The organism is Halochromatium sp. (assembly GCF_054919635.1).
This window is the reverse complement of record NZ_JBUDPI010000005.1, coordinates 1-17295: the sequence shown is the minus strand read 5'-3', so window position 1 is coordinate 17295 and position 17295 is coordinate 1. Positions and strand designations below refer to the sequence as shown.

Here is a 17295-nt window from a genome sequence, read left to right as displayed (position 1 = left end):
TCATGGGGTCGGACTCATGCGGTCGGACTCAGGGTCGTTTGCGCTCGGCTCCGCTTAGGTTTGATCAGAACAGTCTTCGCCATCGCCGCGCAGGGCGCGCTTGGCGATGAGGTGGGCGCCGGTGGCTCCAGCGATCAGCACCAAGACCCAGAGTAGCGCTAGCTTAACGCCATAGAAGAGACTTGGTGCATGAGGCAGAAGGGCCAGCAGGATCAGGCCGAGCCCGAGGTTGTCTGCCTTGGTGAGCGCATGGAGCCGAGTAAAGACGTCGGGTAGCCGGAGAAGGCCGACGGTGCCAGCAACGAAGAAGAATACGCCAGCCGAGCCGAGGACCACAGACAGCAGATTGGTGACCAGCGCAAGGGTTGTTTCGTCCACTAAGGGTAATTCCTCCCAAGCTCAGGCCTGATCTTGCCCGACACGGCGTCGAGTGAATGCAGCGACGGCGACTGCTGCGAGTAAGGCAAAGATGAGGCCGACGTCGATCAGCGCCGGAAGACCAAGGGCGGGGGAGAGCAGCACGAGCACGCCGATCCCTGAGGTACCGAGCAGCTGGGCGGCCATCATCCGATCTGCTGGCGTTGGGCCGATGACGATGCGGATCAGCCCGGCCGTCATCGTCACCAGCAGCGCGAGCGCGAGCGTGAGGAAGACCTCTGGCATCGTCATGCTCGGGCCTCGTCGAGCGTTTCACCGAAGAGCCGTCCAACCAGGCGCTCGAGTCTCAATAACCCGGGCTTCAGGTCAGCGCTGGCATCAAGGGCATGCACCTCGATCATGCCATCGCGCAGATCGGCGCTAAGCGTGCCCGGCAGCAGACTGATGCTGTCGAGAAAGACGACACGTGCGCTCGGGTTAGCGAGTCTCGGCTGATAGCGAAGAAATCCCGGCTCAATCTTGACTCGGGGGCGGAGCACCCGGGTGGCCACGTCGATCCCGCCGCGCACCGATTCGATCACGAAGTATGGTAGGAATCTGATCACCCCACTCAGCTTTAGGCGAGCGTTGTCGGGGCGGTCGATGGATAGCCGAAGCGAGCTCCAGCTGGCAAAGAGCACGGTAGGGAGACCGATGATCCAGCTGCTCGGATCGATGCCAGCGATCACGATCCAGAGCACGGAAAAAATGGCCAGCCGGATGACCAGACGTTTGATGGCGGTTACTGACCGGCCGTCCGCTGGCGGTGGGGCGTCTTCACTAGGCTGGAGTGCTTCCATCGTGGTCTTCAAACCCGCTACCGGACTCTGTGTTGTGATTGACTCGTGATTGGCTCGGTAACTTAACCTAAGATGGCGGCTCTTGCATAAGAATGCTCGGTTAAAGCCCGCCTTGTGCGCTGCACGAGGATTGGGGCGGTAGCAAGTGTTTCCAAGACTCCTTCTGATTCTCTTTACCGGTGGCTGCTGTAGCACCTGGCTCTTGCTGGCCGCACAGGCGCGCGGCCACTGCCCTGTATAGACATCAAGCAGCGAACCTTAGGCTCAAGACGGTATACCATAGAGGTTTTATGCCTACCTTGGCCCCACAATCCTTGATGAGGTGTTTGACATGAATGCAGAGATGACTTCCGAGAGTCCAGACACGGGTGAGCAATCGGCTCCACCGGATGCCGCTCAAGACAACAAGCAGGGCGATAAACAAGGGCGCGGCTTAGGCGGTAAGCTCTTGATCGTTGTCATCCTGGCGGTCTTGGTGATCGGCGGTCTCGGAATGTACTGGTCTGTGCAGCCCCGTCCGTTCAGTGTGACTGACAACCTGGCAGAAATGGTGGGAGAGGGTGCGATCGCGGGTGATGATAGACCTCATTCGGCTGTGCCAGGAACCGCGGTGGTATCAACCGCTATCCGGGTTGCTAGGACGCTGCTGCACAAGCCTGGTGGCTTTATGCACAACGATATGACCCCGCCTGGGGTACTCCTCGACAACATGCCGAACTGGGAGTACGGGGTACTGACCGAGCTGCGCGATTCGGCGCGCGCGCTGCGCAATGATTTCAGTCGCTCGCAGACGCAGTCAATCGAGTTTGACTCGCTGCAAAAGGCTGATTCTGATTTTAACTTCAGTGCTGATGCCTGGTTTCTTCCTGCTTCGGAAGAGATGTACAACGACGGCATCGCGATGCTCGAGGAGTATCTCGCCGCCTTGAAGTCGGGCAACGCCCAATTTTTTGCACGCGCCGATAACCTGCGCGCCTATATGCAGGTGGTCGAGAAGCGCCTTGGGAGCTATGGACAGCGACTCGCCGCCAGCGTTGGTGACCCGGAGCTCACGGCGGCCTTCGACTCGGCTACGAAACAGACCCTTAAGGATGAGCTTGGTGCTGCTGTCCCCCAGCCGGTCACCGAGGCTACCTCTTGGACCCAGATCGACGATGTCTTCTACGAGGCGCGAGGCTACAGTTGGGCGCTGCTACACATGATGAAGGCGCTTCAGCTCGATTTTCGGCAGGTGCTCAAGCAGAAGAACGCCGAGGTGTCGATGGAGCAAATCATTCGCGACCTCGAGATGGCAGTCGTGCGCAAATACAGCCCGATGGTGCTAAACGGCCACGGTTTCGGCGTGCTTGCTAACCATTCGTTGGTGCTAGCGTCTTATCTTGGGCGCGCTAACGCGGCCGTGATCGACATGCGCGTCTTGCTGGAGCGTGGCTGATCGATGACGAATAAAGGGGGGCGCTGATCGCCCCCTCGAATCCATTGATTCGCCCCGAAGGCTAGCCGGTTGGCTAGCCTCGGGGCAGTGGCCCTTGAGCCTGCGAGCGCTAGGATGTCGCGAAGCTGTCGGCAACGATGTTGTTGTACCAGCTGTAGGCGTACTGAACCTCGCGCTTGAGCGCGAAATCGGGCGCATCGGATGGCGTCAGGCCGCCAGCGCCCTCAACCCCAGCGATGGTCGACCCGTCCTCGCTCAGGCGATAGACCGCGGCAACCGAGATGCCATAGTCCTTGCCGATGATCGAGTAGCAGGTGTTGACGTAGGCAGGGATTCCAGGGTCCTCGTCCTTGAACATGGCGATGATTGCGGCAGCGGCCACCTTCGCTTGGCTGTTCGCGGAGTAGCCAGACTTGGGCATTTTGGTGGCAATACAAGCGTCGCCGATCACATGGATGCCCTTATGCAGGGTCGACTCGAAGGTCTTCTTGTCCACTGGGCACCAGCCACTGTCGTCGGCAAGCCCCGCGTCGAGCGCGATCTGTCCGGCCGCTTGCGGCGGAATCACATTGATCACAGCCGCCTTGACCTCGTCGCCAAAGCTGGTCTCGACGCTCATGTTCTCTGGGTCAACCGAGACTACCGCCGAATCGGGCCCCGGCAGCCATTCGATCAGGCTATCATCGGAGCCAAAGCCATAGAGTCGCTCCCAACCCTGGGTGAATAGGCCCTGCTTGGAGAAGGCCTGTTTGCTGTCGAGGATCATCACCTTCGACTTGGGCTTGCTCTCTTGCAGATACATGGCGATCTGGCTCGCGCGCTCGTAAGGTCCGGGCGGGCAGCGGAACGGGTTCGGAGGCGCGGCAATCAGGACCACGCCACCATCGTCCATGGCTTCCAGCTGGCTGCGCAGGATCTTGGTCTGCTCGCCAGCCTTCCAGGCATGGGGCATCTTCTCGGCGACCTCTGCGCTGTAGCCCTCGATCTTGTCATAGAGCAGCGAGATGCCAGGTGCGACGATGGCGCGATCGTAGGCAAGCTCTTGGCCACCCGCTGTCTTGACCACCTTCTTCTCAGGGTCAATGGCCGTGGCTTTGTCGAAGACCAGGTTGATGCCCATCGCCTTGAGGCCATCGTAGCCAACGCGGATCGATTCGATCTTGCGCGCGCCACCGATGACCTCATTGCTCATATAGCATGTGTAATAGGTCTCGTTCGGCTCGACGATGGTGACGTCGATGCTCTCATCAGCCATCTTCAGATAGCGCGCCGCGGTTGCACCACCTGTGCCGCCGCCGACGACGACCACCTTCTTGCCCTCAGCGCGGGCAATGTGCGGCATCCCGAATGCACTGACCGCAGCAATGGCACCCGTGGTCTTGACGAAGTCACGTCTATTCATGGTCATCTGCACTCACTCCTGCTTGTAGTCTTGCTGGCTGGCGTAGTAGGCGAAGAGGGCATCCAGTGACTTGTCACCATGTTCCTCGAGCATTTGGTCGAGCTTGCGCCCCATCTTCTTTGGCAGCATCCGACGGTCTTCGCGGAAGTCTGACATCGCGTACTGGAGGTAGGGCGTCCACTGGCCGGCGAGGATGATGTAGTCCTCGACATCGGCGAGGGCCTTGCCGCCTTCTTCGTGGCAATTCGAGCAGAATTTCTCGTGGTAGGCCTCGCCGTCGGCGACCAGAGACTCATCATAGCTCTGCTTGACGGGGACAAACTGCTGCTCTTTTAGATACGCGCCCATTCGAATGAGCTCGTCCTCGGTGTAGCCACGTGCAATCCGCCCCATGACGGTCGAATAGGTGTCGCCGTTCTGGAAGGCGATCATCATGTCGACAAAGACCAACGGGTCCATGCCAGCAATGCTCGGTGAGGCTGGGCCGACGCTGTTGCCATGGGTGCCGTGGCAGCCAGCGCAGGTATCGACCAGCATCTTTCCACTAGCGACATCTGTTGCGAAGGCGCTGGACGACAGGCCGAGGGCAAGCGCCCCGCCTGCAAGAGCCAGCTTCAGTGATTTCTTGGCCATACTTCCTCCTATGGGGATTGTGCGAGCGTTGGTGTGGAGTGATCCCTCCTCCCCGATATGCGCAGGCGCGGACCCTGGTTGCCGCGTCTGGCGCATCTGGTCAAGGCGAGCCGGTTTGGTCACGGCTGCCCCATTAAATCGATTGCCTCAGTATTGTCACGAGCGCGTGCCAGATCGGCGGCGCTATGGCCCTGCGCATCCGTGAGTGCCGGGTTGGCCTGATGCTCGAGCAGCGGGCGTATCATGGCGTTGTGAGCGCTATTGACGGCCTCCATCAGCGCTGAGACCCCCTCGTTGTCCTGCACATTTGGGTCAGCGCCATGTTGCAAGAGCGTGTTTGTGATCTCGCCGAAGCCATGGCTGACCGACCACATCAGCGCCGTCGCCCCCAGCTCATCGCGGGCATTGAGGTCCGCTCCGAGCTCGATTAAGGTCTCGACGACCTTGAGGTGGCCGCTATCGGCGGCGATGATCAGCGCTGTGGCGCCCTCGTCGTCACGCGCATCGATGTCGGCACCATGCTGCGCCAGCAGACTGACCACCTCTGGATGGCCTTTGGCTGCGGCCTGAATCAACGCTGTGCGGCCATCCTTGTCGGCGGCTTTGGGGTCTGCGCCGCGATACAGGAGCTGTTCGACGATCTCGCGCAGCCCATAGCGTGCACTGATCATCAGTGAATCCCAGCCGGCGCGGGTCCGGTCGTGGACATGAGCGCCGCGCTCGATCAGAAGGGCCGAGATCCCATAGTGACCGTTCTCGGCCGCGAAGGTCAGCGCGCTGCAGCCGGCGACCGTGCGCGCATTGACATCAGCTCCGCGCGATAGCAGCAGCGCGGCAGTCTCCAGGTTGCCGCCTTCCACCGCCGTCATCAACGCCGTTTTGCCGAACTGACTGCTCGAGTTGACATCTGCGCCTTGGTCCAGCAGCGCTTCGACGGTCTCGCTGTCGCCGATCATCGCGGCGAGCCGCATCTCACGGTCGAGATCGGCATCGCCAGCAAACGTTGGCGCAGCAATTAGCCAGAGGCTAGTGATGAGCAGTACAACCGCGAGCTTGGTCTTCATTGTCAGTTGCCTCGCTGCAGGACGCCGTCTACCCCTCAGTCATCGCGTGGGGGCAGCGGCTCATAATGGACGATGCCCTTGTGGCAATCGATGCACGTCTTACCGCGCTCCTCGGCGCTCGCATGGCGGCTGCGTGCCGAGCGGCCTTGCTCAGAGAGGTCCATGTTCCCGAACTCGTGACAGCTACGGCATTCGCGCGAGTCGTTCTGCTCCATCTTCGCCCAGACCCGAGAGGCCATCTCCCAGCGATGCTCTTCGAACTTCTCTGGGGTATCGATGGTGCCGGCGATCTCATGATAGACATCCTTCACCGCAATCACCTTGGCGACCAGCTTAGGCCCCAAGGGTTTGGGGACGTGGCAGTCGGCACAGGTGGCTTGGACCCCGGATTGGTTCTTGTAATGCAGGCTCTTCTTGTACTCTTCGTAGGGGATCTGCAGGGAGTGACAGGAGACGCAAAACTCCATCTCGTTGGTGTAGGCGAGCCCCGCATTGAACAGCACTGCGAAGCCGATGCCGGCAATGAAAAGGACGCTGATGAGCAGCACTCCGATGCGCCTTGGGCGCTTTGAGCGCTTTGCTGCGTCCTGCCCTTCTGGGGTAGGCATTACAACCCTCACGGCAATGGTAATCGGGTGGCCTGAGGGTCCAGGACGCTGGTTGAGCCCTGGATGAATCACCTCGGTATTGGCCTAATGAGGGCGGTCTCTCGTTGAGCCGTCCCCGTTATCATTGGATTTCTCAGCGCGGATACTACGGTATCGCCTGGAGCATTGCCAAGTCGCAGGTCGTTCGCTGAGCGCGATGCGGGGAGTCGCTTAGCGCTCCGGACTCGTCGGGTGGTGGTGGGAGGGACGCCAAAGTCGGAGCGCGTTGCGCAGGCCTGTGCGCTCGAACTGTAACCGGGAGATGCCTTGGCGGCGGATGGCGTCGAGCATGCGGTCGATCTGTTGCTCTGCTGCCAGCCAATCATCGGTTGCATTGCCACCGCTGAATCCGCGATGCTCGGCAAGGTAGTAGGCGGCTACGGCGATCATCTCGCTGCGCTCCTTGGCGCTCGCCACCATGGGGCTCTGATCTTGTCGGTCTTCGCTCATCTGGCCCTGAGGTCCCGAAAACGGCTGGTCCTGAGAACGGCTGTGGATAAGGCGTCTGCGCTGAATTATGCCAGTCTCGGAGATGCAGGTCTCGGAGATGCAGGGAGCCTGCAGTGGATGATATGCATCAAGCCGGCGCGGTATTATGGCGCGTTGCTCACGTTTGACCTTAAACGCCCGAGAAGAGGACTGTTCAGATGACCGATGAGAAGCCGTCGCTGTCGCAGCGGCTGCAACCGCTGATGCAGCGGCTGCAGCCGCTGATGCGTGAAGCCAAGCGATTGTCCGCGATAGGTTGGGCCCTGGCGCGCCGTTGGCTGGGTATCGCCGCACGCGAGACCTGGATTGTATTGAAGCGCTTGCCGATCGCGTCTTACAGCTTTGCTCGGGCCGTGATAAACCCTGACTATGCGCGTCTGCTGACCGACATCTACATCGATGGTGCCTCCAGCCTGCCTGCAGCTCCGGTCAAGGAGCCGACTAAGCTATCGCCGCCGCCGGCGGCGGTGTTGCAGGAATCCGGGCCTGACTCAGCACTGGTGCTACTTTCCTTGCTGCAGAAGGAGGGCCGGTTCCTGGATTTCCTCCAGGAGGAGGTGTCGAGCTACTCGGATCACGAGGTCGGCGCCGCGGCCCGGGTGGTCCATGAGGGCTGCCAGCGGGTGCTGAACGACCACCTGAGTATTGCTCCGGTGCGTCCTGAGGCCGAGGGCGCCCAGGTGACACTGAGTAAGGGCTTTGATCCGGCCGCTGAGCGTCCCACCGGCCATGTCGTCGGCGAGCCACCGTTCACCGGTGCTCTGGTGCACCGGGGCTGGCGGGCCGTCGAGGTACGTCTGCCGCAGGTGGCGAGCAGTCGTGACGTTCGAATCCTGGCACCGGCGGAGGTAGAGCTGTGAGCGCGCGTTATGCCATCGGTATCGATCTCGGTACCACGCATTCGGCCTTGTCTTATGTCGAGACCGCGAAATGCGAGGGCGAGGAGGTCGAGCAGCGCATCCTCCGGATTCCTCAGTTGACCGCTGCGGGCTCGGTCGAAGATCGGCCGCTGCTGCCGTCCTTCCTCTATCTGCCGCATCCGGATGAGCACAAGCCCGGCGACCTGACCCTACCTTGGGGGGGCGATCCCACGCGGGTCATCGGCGAGCACGCGCGCCGCCAAGGGCTGACGACGCCCATCCGGCTGGTAGCCAGTGCCAAGAGCTGGCTCTGTCATCCAGATGTCGATCGCAAGGCGGCGATCCTTCCTCCCGAAGTGCCATCGGATGTGCCTCAGATCTCGCCGTTCGAGGCCAGCGTCCTCTACCTCAGTCATCTGCGAGAGGCCTGGAACGGGGCGCACCCTTACGATCCACTGGACAAGCAGGACATTACCGTCACCGTCCCGGCGTCGTTCGATCCGGCCGCCCGTGAGCTGACGGCCGAAGCGGCAAAGGCCGTGGGCATCGAGAATCTGGTGCTGCTCGAGGAGCCACAGGCAGCGCTCTACAGCTGGGTCAACGATAGCGTTGGGCGCTGGCGTCATGAGGTGAAGGTTGGCGATGTCATCCTGGTGGTGGATGTCGGCGGCGGCACCTCGGACTTCTCATTGATCGCAGTCACCGAGCGCGATGGGGCGCTAGAGCTGACCCGAGTTGCCGTCGGCGAGCATATCCTGCTCGGCGGCGACAACATGGACCTCACCCTGGCCCATGTAGTCAAGCAGAAGCTGAAAAAGGGCGGTGTCGAGCTCGACCGCTGGCAGCTGCAGGCCCTGACTCACGGGTGTCGGGTGGCCAAGGAGGCGCTGCTGGCCGATCCCGAGCTGGAATCGGTCCCGATCGTGGTCCCACGTCGTGGTGCTAAGCTGATCGGTGGCTCGATTCGCACCGAGCTGACCCGGGATGAGGTGACCCAGACCCTGATCGATGGCTTCTTCCCTGAGGTCTCGGTCGACGAGCGTCCGGCTCAGCGCCCTCGCGGCGCCCTGACCAAGGTAGGCTTGCCCTTCGCCCAGGACCCGGCCGTCACCCGTCACCTGGCGGCCTTCCTCGGCAAGCAGGCGGGCGCAACGGAGGATCTCGAGGGGTTCGTTGAGCAAGCCCATTGGGCCAGCTTCCTGCATCCGACGGCCGTCCTCTTCAACGGTGGCGTCTTTAACGCTGGCGTCTTGCGCGAGCGCGTCTTGCAGGTCCTCAACCAGTGGCTGGCCGCTGAGGATGCACCGGCGGCTCGGCTGCTCGAGGCGCATGACATGGACTTGGCCGTTGCCCGTGGTGCGGCCTTTTATGCCTATGCACGCAACCATGGGGGGGTGCGCATCCGTGGCGGAACCTCGCATTCGTACTATGTTGGTATCGAGCGCAGCATGCCGGCCATCCCCGGCATGGAGCCGGAGCTGCACGCCCTTTGCGTGGTGCCCTTCGGGCTCGAGGAGGGCAGCGAGCCGGTGATGCCGCCGCAAGAGTTTGGGCTGGTCGTCGGCGAGCCGGTCCGCTTCCGCTTCTTCGGCTCTAGCGTCCGACGCGAGGACCAGGTCGGCGACCTGCTCGAGGAATGGTCCGAGGATGAGCTCGAAGAATTGGAAGAGATCCAGACCAGTCTGCCCGCCGATAAGCTCAAGCGCAGCGAGGTGGTCCCGGTACGCCTGCAGGCAGCAGTGTCTGAGGTGGGGACCTTGGAGCTAACGGCGATCCCGACAAACGCCAAGTCCGAGGCTGAAGCCTCGGATTGGAAGGTCTCGTTCAATACGCGCGGGTCCAGTAGCGAGGTCGATGTCGCCTAATCGAGCGTAGCCTTGAGGCGGCCAATGCGGGTCTGAGCGGGTGTGTGAAACCGAGCCTCAGGCGCGTCGGTCAGGCGAGCAGCTGAGGCTTGATCCTGTATGGACTGGAGTAGCCGGGGGATCAGCATGCGACTTGGGTTTATCGGTCTTGGCATCATGGGGCGCCCCATGGCCTTGAATCTACTGCAGGCTGGCCATTCGTTGGCCATCTACGCGCGGCGCCCCGAGGCAATGGAGCCGCTCACGCAAGCCGGGGCACTGGGCTGCTCAACGCCGGCAGAGGTCGCGCGCCAAGCCGATATCTGCTTCACCATGCTCACCGATACCTCCGATGTTGAAGCGGTGGTTCTTGGTGCCGCGGATTCGGATGACCAGAGCATCCTCGCCGGGATTCAGCGCGGTGGCATGGTGATCGATATGAGCACCATCGCCGCCTCAGTGACGCGACGGATCGCTGCCAGACTGGAAGAAGCCGGGGTGATGATGCTCGACGCGCCGGTCTCCGGCGGTGAGCAGGGTGCGATCGATGGCACCCTATCGATCATGGTGGGAGGTCCTGAAGCGGCAGTCGAACGCGCTCGACCGCTGTTTGAGGTCCTAGGGCAGCGCATCGTGCACGTCGGCGCAGCAGGTGCGGGCCAGGTGTGCAAGGCCTGCAATCAGGTTGTCGTTGCGCAGACAATCGCGGGCGTGGCAGAGGCGTTGTTGTTTGCTCAGGCGGCTGGCGTTGATCCGGGCAAGGTTCGTGAGGCGCTATTGGGCGGCTTTGCTAACAGTCGCATCCTTGAGGTGCATGGCAAGCGGATGCTGGACGAGGATTTCAACCCAGGGTTCAAGGCCAGCCTGCATCAGAAGGATCTGCGCATCCTGCTCGAGGGCGCCTATGAGCTTGGTCTGGCGATGCCCGGGACTGCGCAAGCTCAGCAATGGCTCAACGCGCTGGTTGGGCAGGGAGAGGGCGATCTGGATTCGGCTGCGATCTATCGTGTGCTGAAACAGCTCAGCCGTTCTTGATCACTGCAGCTGCTGTTGACGGCGGCATGCTGGGGTACAGGACAGGGCTTGAGAATCCAGATCCGCTTGAGCCTCGATGATCCGGACGCCACAGCTCTGAGGTTCGGACTGGCTTCCGGACTCAAACTTCAGTGCTGACTGCGACGAGCCATTAACCGGATCGGAAACAGGCCTTGCAGTTGGGGGAGCGCGACCGCGAGCAGCCCTAGCGCGGTGGTCGCGAGAAAGGGCGCGTTCCATGCACGCTCGAACAGGAACAGGCCGAGGATACTGAGGCCAGCCAGGGTCTGAGCCGCGGGGAGTGCCGTGGCCGAGGTTGGCAGGCGAGTGAGCATCCCTGCTGACCTAGCCCCTGGCTTATCGGAACGGATGAAGGCTGAGGGGCGACCGGCGAGGCCTTCCAGTGCAGCCCGGCTATTCGATAGCAGCAGGCCGCCGAGCAGGATCATCGCGCCGACCGTCTCGAGCAGGCTGCGCGGCCAGGAGCAGCCAGCAAGCCGCCGGCCAGAGGCCAGGAACAGGCTGGCGCCGACCAAGCCACCGAGGCCGATGACTGAGAGCACCGCTGCCAGCGTCCCACGGGGCGGATTCTCAAGCACCACTCCAGGCAACGATAGCAAGAGCGCGACCCCGGCGAGCGGAAAGAACAGACCCTGGGCGATCTGCAGCAGTACGGCTAAACGCGTCAGCGGTGGCCAGGGCGCCCTTAGCAACCGCGGACCGAGCTTGCGCAGGACTTGGACATGGCCCTTGGTCCAGCGGAACTGTTGCTGCTGCCAGGCGCGCGCCGAGGTGAGGAGCTCGCCTGGTACCGGCACATCGTCGAGAAAGACGCCCCGATAGCCGGCGAGCTGAGTGCGCAAGCTGAGATCGAGATCCTCGCTCAGGGTGTCTCCCTGCCAGCCGCCGGCGTTAGTGATCACCGCTGTCCGCCAAACCCCGCAGGTACCATTGAAGGCGATCGGAAGGCCCGTGCAATAGCGACCGGCCTGTTCGACCCGAAAGTGGGCATCAAGCAATGTTGCTTGAGCGCGAGTCAGCCAGCTTAGGCCGGGGTTTCGATGCCCCCAGCGGGCCTGGACGAAGCCGATGCTCGGGTCTTGCATCAAAGGTTGTAGCGCCCTTCGCAGGAAATCCGGCGCGGGTGTGAAATCGACGTCGAGCACGGCAGCCAGCTCGGCGTTGCTGCGCGCTAAGCCTGCAGCCAAGGCGCCCGCCTTGAAACCGGCGCGATCGGCTCGTCGGAGCACATCGATCTGCAGTCCGCTTTCTCGGGCAATCCTGCCCGCAAGTCGCAGGTTGTCGGCCGCGGAGCCGTCATTGCTGTCGTCCAGGAGCTGAATGCTGAGCCGATCGGGCGGATAATCGAGCGCGGCGACGGCCTCCAAACAAGGCCGCACCAGCAGCCCCTCATTGAAGATCGGGATCTGGACGACGACGCTCGGCCACTGGTCCAGGGCCTGCGTCGACGGCGGCCAGCTCGAGTCCCTGTCAACCGGTGACCCGCGGAAACGCAGGAAGACGAGTGCGCCGAGATTGAGTCCGAGCACTCCCATCAGCCCAAGAGGCAGGATCGAGAGCGCTTGGGTAGACAGGCTTAACCAGAGATCGATCGGGAGAGCGGACATAAATGGCGTTTATTCCTTCGTGAGACGGTGCTGACAGCAATGGCCGAGCGCAGGTGCTCCGGCCGGGGGTCGCGAGTGCGGCGTAGTATTGCTTAGACCCGCTCTGTCTTGCGACCACTGAAATCAGTCTGGCCTGCACTTTGAGTCTGATCGAATCGTACTCACTGTCCCCGATGAGGGTTGGCCGCATCAGGGACCGCGATACAGTCGCGACGCCTGTTCCTCTCGCCCTCCTTTTAACCAAGATGCCCGCGCATGTCGAGGCCACCAATGCCGATTGACCACGCCACGATTCGTGCTCAGTTCCCGATCTTTGATGCCGCGTCTGGTGCGTCTGGTGCGTCTGGTGACCGGTCATTGATCTTTCTCGACAGCGCCGCTAGCACCCAACAGCCGAGCGTGGTCATCGATGCGGTTGCCAAGTATCACCGCCAGCAGCATGCCAACATCCATCGTGCGGTGTATCGGCTCTCGCAGGGTGCAACACAGCAATACGAGCAGGCCCGCGCCACCGTTGCTCGATTCATCAACGCGGGCGAGCCTGCCGAGTGTCTGCTGACCCGCGGCACCACAGAGTCGATCAATCTGGTCGCCGCGGCCTGGGGGCGCGCCAATCTTCAGCCCGGCGACGAGATCATCCTGTCGACGCTCGAGCACCACTCCAACATCGTGCCATGGCAACTGGTGTCCGAGGCCACGGGCGCTCGCATCAGGGTGATCCCGATCAACGATGCCGGCGAGCTCGATCTCGATGCCTATCGCAGGCTGCTGACGACGCACACCCGCTTGGTCGCCGTTAGCCATGTCTCGAATGCACTTGGCACCATCAATCCGGTGCGGGAGATCATCGCCGAGGCGCATGCGGCAGGGGCGCTGGCGCTGATCGACGGTGCCCAGTGGGTGGCGCATGGCCGCACCGACGTGCAGGCGCTCGACGCCGATTTCTATGCCTTCTCCGGCCATAAGCTCTATGGTCCAACCGGGATTGGCGTGCTCTACGCCAAGCGCGCCCTGCTCGAGACGATGCCGCCTTACCAAGGCGGTGGCGACATGGTCGAGCGCGTGAGCTTCGCCGGCACCGTCTATGCTGGCCCACCGAGTCGTGTCGAGGCTGGTACGCCGAACATCTCGGGCGCGATTGGGCTCGGTGTCGCGATCGATTGGATCGAGTCGATCGGGCTCGAGCAGATCGGTGGCTATGAGCAGGGGTTGCTCGCCTATGCGACAGAGCAGATGCTCAAGCTTCCCGGCCTTGAGCTCAAGGGCACGGCAGCCGAGAAGAGTGGCGTGCTCTCCTTCGTGCTGACCGATCCGCCGCTGGCGACGCTCGATGTCGGTACCCAGCTCGACCTGCGCAACATCTGCATCCGTACCGGTCATCATTGCTGCCAACCGCTGATGGAGCGACTCGGTGTCTCCTCGACCGCACGCGCCTCGCTGGCGCTCTACAACGATCCATCCGATATCGACCGCTTCGTCGAGGCGCTTGGGGAGATCGTCGAGGCTTCCCGGGGCAGAGCCACGGCAAAGCCGCCGTCGAGTCCCAAGACGCCTGCGGCGGGTGCGGAGCCTCGCTATGCGCCGGCCGTGGCTGAATCCCCGCAAGCGGCGGCGGAGGCGCTCGCTGAGGATTTCGAGCTGCTGCCGGATTGGCCCACACGCCATCAGTATCTGATCGAGCTTGGCGAGCGCTTGCCGCCGATGCCTGCGACACTGAAGACCGAGGCAACGCGGGTCGAGGGTTGTCAGAGCCTGGTCTACATGGCGGCTCGGCTCAAGCCGGGCACCGAGGATGTGATCGAGCTGCTGGCCGACAGCGATGCGAACATTGTCCGTGGACTGATCGCGGTTCTCGAGCAGCTCTGCTCGGGCCAGCGTGCGGCGGCGATCTTGGCCTTCGATTTGCCTGCCTTCTTCAACCGCATCGGGCTCGACGTCAACCTGAGTCTCTCTCGACGCAATGGACTCGACTCGATGGTGAAGCGTTTGCGAGTGCTGGCGCGCGAATACACGGCTTGATGGCACCCGTTCGCCGTTTGGCGGCAATAGCCGAGCTGCTCGTCAAATCGCCAAAACATCGCTTCTGGGTACCCCATTGTTGTCACTGCAATGGTAAGCTGAAGGACATTTCACACTAGGGTCAGTCTGTCCATTGGGCCATCACGACGCTGAGCGCTTAACCTTGCAGCGGCCTTGGCTGCTCCCAGCGCTGCCGAATGCGCTCGGAGCCCTTTGCGAGCAGCTTGATCAGCGCGAGTACTCGCCATCGGCCATCGTCGCGATCCTGCGTTGTGAGCCATCGCTGTTGGTTCAGACGTTGCGTCTCGCTCCTGCGGCGGTGTTGCCTGGCGCCCCAATCGATGACCATCTCTCGGCGGCCGTCGCGGTGCTTGGTAGATCCGGGCTCGAATTGCTGATCAGTACGACGCTCGCTCGGCATCTGGATCATTATCTGAACGCCCGGTTGTTGGCTGAGCAGAAACGGCGTTGGCGGCGAGCCCTAAGCTCCGCGCTTAGCGCAAGACACCTCGCTGCGAGCTTTGATCCCGCGCAAGCCGAGATCGCCTATCTTTGCGGGCTGTTGCGCCAAGTGGGAGAACTTTCCGGGGTTGCGCCTCTGCAGCCCGTCGTCGAGGTGATTGCCTACGCGGAGCGTCCACTTGCGGAGCTGGAACAGGCGCTGCCGCTGATCAAGGTGGTTTCGGTTGCGGGCAATCTGTCGCTCGATCAGGGCAATTTGGACGGCGCCTTCGTGAGCAAATTGCTGGCCCGCCATGCCGGTATTGAGCCTGAGGTGTTTGAGCGTGCACTGGTTGCAGCCAGCACAGAGCTTGCCGAGATCGCCGCTCGATTCTCTCTTGGCCCGGGTGAGGGGAACGCCAGAGGTGAGGGCAGTGAGGACTCCCTGCTGCATCCTTGCTTGACCGCGTTTCTCTGTCAACGACTCGAATCCGGGGTTCGTCGGATTGCGCCTGACAGCGCGCGCACTGAGCAGTCGCCGCCCTGGGGCTGGCTGGCTCAGCTCCTCTGGGCACGCCATGAGATCGCCCCGTTGACGATCTGGCAGCTGGCGAAGGATGCTCGCCAGCCTGTGCTGCGCTGTTGTTTCACGGGCGTCGGTGCGCAGCGCGCTGCTCTGCTGCAGCAGTTGCCGGCCACCACTGCACATGCACCTGGGCGCGCCTGGCTGAGTCAAGGTGTGGCTCATCTCGGCGTCCATGTTCGCGGCGAAGCTAGCCTTGCCGACCAGCAGCTGCTCGATCTGGTCGGTAGCGCTGGGCTGCTCTGCTTGAGCTTCGGTGCAGAGCAGCCTGGAGCCGACAAACACGACTATGTCCTCATGGGAGGCTTGCCGCATGCGTCCTTGGGCTCTGATCAGGATGCGCTAGCATCCATGGTACTTGAGGCCGCTGAGTCGGTGCTGTCACAGGCGGGCACGCATCGGCAGTCCGTTGCCGAGTCGGATCAGGGGTCGAGCGAGCCCCAGTTGCCCGAGACGCCGTCAACGGCGACACAGCCGTCAGGGGCCTCAGGTCTGGATCGACTGATGCTGCGTAAGACAGTGCACGAGATTCGCACGCCGCTGAGCGTCATGAAGACCTATCTCGGCCTATTAAAGCAAAAGATGCCCGAGTCTGATTCCGCGCACGCGGAGCTGGGTATTCCGGGCGAGGAGATCGATCGAGTGAACGGCCTGCTGCGCCAGCTCACCGACTCCACGCAGGCTGAATCGCGCCAGTGGGTCTCGGTCAACCAGGTCGTGACCGATATGCTCGCCTTGGTCGGCAAGCAGCAGTCTGGTGCTGCTTCGGTTCAGATTCGGACTGACCTTGATCCCGATCTTCCAGCGATCTTTAGCCTGCGTGACCGCATCAAGCAGATTCTCTTGAATCTAGTGAAGAATGCGCTGGAGGCGCAGCCTAACGGCGGTGCAATTGAGGTGATCACGCGCGCTGGCGGCGGGACTCCTGCCGCCGATTCGATCAGGCTCTCCGTGCGCGATCAGGGTCCAGGTCTCAGTGATGCCATCAAAGCCCGGCTCTTTGAGCCCTTTAATAGCTCCAAGGCAGACGCGGATGCCGGCGGAGATGTAAACGCGAGTGCCGTTTCGGGGCTTGGCTCAGCATCCAGCCTCGGTGACGTTGAGGGGGCGAGCACGAAGGCTTCGACCTCTCGTGGTCTCGGTCTCTATATCGTGCGTGCTGCCGTGGCCTCGCTCGGTGGCCGGATCCGGGGCTCGAGCGACAGCGGCAAAGGGACAGAGTTCATGGTCGAATTGCCCATCGAGGCTGGGACAGCAACGGCTGGGGCCGAGGCATCGGCACTGAAGGATGTCTCTGATGCTCAACGTGCTGATCAGCCCAGCAATCATCGCAGCGACCAGACCGATAGAAGGCCAGAGGTTGCTAAAGTGGTTGTATGGGGTCGAAGGGCGCTGGTCGATCATGACTGAAGAAATCCTCATCGTCGACGATGATCGCCGCATGGCGGAGAGCTTGCAGGCGTTACTCGCAACGCAAGGCTATCAGTCGCGGGTCATCAATGATCCGCGTGAGGCCGTTGGTGTCATCAATGGGGGTGTTTACCCTCTCGTGCTGCTTGATCTGATGATGCCGGGGATGAACGGCTTTGAGGTGATCGATCAGGTCAATGGTCGTCGGGAACGAACCAAGTTCATCGTCATTACTGGCGAGGCCAATATGGAATCGGCGATCAACGCCATTCGTAAGGGCGCGTTTGATTTTATTCGCAAGCCGTTCGATGCCGAGGAGTTGTTGCGGCGGGTGGAGAATGCGGTCACCCAGAGCCGGTTGAGCGAGGAGCGAGAGGAGGCTGTGGAAGCGCTCAATGGGCTCAATACGCGGCTTGAGCAGACCGTGAGCGATCGCACCCAGGCCCTGCGCGAGACCAACCGCCAGCTCGAGCAAGAGATCCGGGAGCGCAGTCGCGCCGAGCAGCGCCTGCGGGCCTCTGAGCAGCGCTACAGCATGCTGGTAGAGAGCTCGCCCGATCTAATCTACATGCTCGACCCGGATGGACA

At 62.1% G+C, this 17295-nt stretch carries 16 protein-coding genes; 7 read left to right on the top strand and 9 right to left on the bottom strand.

Features of this window, described 5'->3' with window-relative positions; genetic code table 11:
- Window positions 1-54 precede the first annotated feature (54 nt).
- From ACY693_RS00870 to ACY693_RS00860, 3 genes are read right to left on the bottom strand one after another with little or no spacing between them, the layout of a single operon-like run.
- Window positions 55-357 (bottom strand): cation:proton antiporter, encoded by a 303-nt coding sequence (locus ACY693_RS00870; protein ID WP_462319951.1) that lies wholly within the window; start codon window positions 355-357, stop codon window positions 55-57.
- Window positions 358-399: 42 nt separating this feature from the next.
- Entirely contained in the window at window positions 400-669 is a 270-nt protein-coding gene (locus ACY693_RS00865) for a monovalent cation/H+ antiporter complex subunit F (RefSeq protein WP_462319935.1), read from the bottom strand.
- A complete protein-coding gene (locus ACY693_RS00860; RefSeq protein WP_462319934.1) occupies window positions 666-1217 on the bottom strand; it encodes a Na+/H+ antiporter subunit E in 552 nt (183 codons plus the stop codon). Before ACY693_RS00860 ends, ACY693_RS00865 begins: the two co-directional genes overlap by 4 nt.
- Before the next feature lie 331 nt (window positions 1218-1548).
- Here ACY693_RS00860 and ACY693_RS00855 point away from each other — a divergent pair, with 331 nt between their 5' ends.
- Window positions 1549-2652: a DUF2333 family protein gene (locus ACY693_RS00855; RefSeq protein WP_462319933.1), complete on the top strand. Its 1104-nt coding sequence runs from the start codon at window positions 1549-1551 to the stop codon at window positions 2650-2652.
- A 109-nt stretch (window positions 2653-2761) separates the two neighbouring features.
- Here ACY693_RS00855 and ACY693_RS00850 read toward each other — a convergent pair whose 3' ends face one another.
- The 5 genes from ACY693_RS00850 to ACY693_RS00830 all read right to left on the bottom strand — a co-directional run bounded on the left by ACY693_RS00850 (window position 2762) and on the right by ACY693_RS00830 (window position 6848).
- Window positions 2762-4060, bottom strand: a complete 1299-nt coding sequence (locus ACY693_RS00850) for an FCSD flavin-binding domain-containing protein (RefSeq protein ID WP_462319932.1) — start codon at window positions 4058-4060, stop codon at window positions 2762-2764.
- A 6-nt stretch (window positions 4061-4066) separates the two neighbouring features.
- A complete protein-coding gene (locus ACY693_RS00845; protein ID WP_462319931.1) occupies window positions 4067-4687 on the bottom strand; it encodes a c-type cytochrome in 621 nt (206 codons plus the stop codon).
- 119 nt (window positions 4688-4806) lie between these two features.
- Window positions 4807-5751, bottom strand: coding sequence for an ankyrin repeat domain-containing protein (locus tag ACY693_RS00840; protein WP_462319930.1), 945 nt, complete (start codon window positions 5749-5751; stop codon window positions 4807-4809).
- Window positions 5752-5786: 35 nt separating this feature from the next.
- Window positions 5787-6359, bottom strand: coding sequence for a NapC/NirT family cytochrome c (locus ACY693_RS00835; protein ID WP_462319929.1), 573 nt, complete (start codon window positions 6357-6359; stop codon window positions 5787-5789).
- A gap of 210 nt (window positions 6360-6569) precedes the next feature.
- Window positions 6570-6848 (bottom strand): DUF2934 domain-containing protein, encoded by a 279-nt coding sequence (locus ACY693_RS00830; protein WP_462319928.1) that lies wholly within the window; start codon window positions 6846-6848, stop codon window positions 6570-6572.
- A 197-nt stretch (window positions 6849-7045) separates the two neighbouring features.
- Here ACY693_RS00830 and ACY693_RS00825 point away from each other — a divergent pair, with 197 nt between their 5' ends.
- From ACY693_RS00825 to ACY693_RS00815, 3 genes are all read left to right on the top strand, one after another.
- Window positions 7046-7747, top strand: coding sequence for a DUF2760 domain-containing protein (locus ACY693_RS00825; protein WP_462319927.1), 702 nt, complete (start codon window positions 7046-7048; stop codon window positions 7745-7747).
- Window positions 7744-9612, top strand: a complete 1869-nt coding sequence (locus tag ACY693_RS00820) for an Hsp70 family protein (RefSeq protein ID WP_462319926.1) — start codon at window positions 7744-7746, stop codon at window positions 9610-9612. The genes ACY693_RS00825 and ACY693_RS00820 overlap by 4 nt, the downstream gene beginning before the upstream one ends.
- 126 nt (window positions 9613-9738) lie before the next feature.
- Window positions 9739-10626 (top strand): NAD(P)-dependent oxidoreductase, encoded by an 888-nt coding sequence (locus ACY693_RS00815; protein WP_462319925.1) that lies wholly within the window; start codon window positions 9739-9741, stop codon window positions 10624-10626.
- 128 nt (window positions 10627-10754) lie between these two features.
- On the opposite strand, the gene ACY693_RS00810 is transcribed toward ACY693_RS00815, so the two are convergent.
- Complete coding sequence (locus ACY693_RS00810) at window positions 10755-12254, bottom strand: glycosyltransferase (protein WP_462319924.1); 1500 nt, start codon at window positions 12252-12254, stop codon at window positions 10755-10757.
- 270 nt (window positions 12255-12524) lie between these two features.
- Here ACY693_RS00810 and ACY693_RS00805 point away from each other — a divergent pair, with 270 nt between their 5' ends.
- From ACY693_RS00805 to ACY693_RS00795, 3 genes are all read left to right on the top strand, one after another.
- Window positions 12525-14273 carry a SufS family cysteine desulfurase gene (locus ACY693_RS00805; protein WP_462319923.1) on the top strand — a complete coding sequence of 583 codons (1749 nt, stop codon included), beginning with the start codon at window positions 12525-12527 and terminating at the stop codon, window positions 14271-14273.
- 133 nt (window positions 14274-14406) lie between these two features.
- Window positions 14407-16707, top strand: coding sequence for an ATP-binding protein (locus ACY693_RS00800; protein WP_462319922.1), 2301 nt, complete (start codon window positions 14407-14409; stop codon window positions 16705-16707).
- Window positions 16700-17295, top strand: a 596-nt coding sequence (locus tag ACY693_RS00795; RefSeq protein WP_462319921.1) for a response regulator, incomplete at its 3' end; no start/stop codon positions are given. The genes ACY693_RS00800 and ACY693_RS00795, both read left to right, overlap by 8 nt.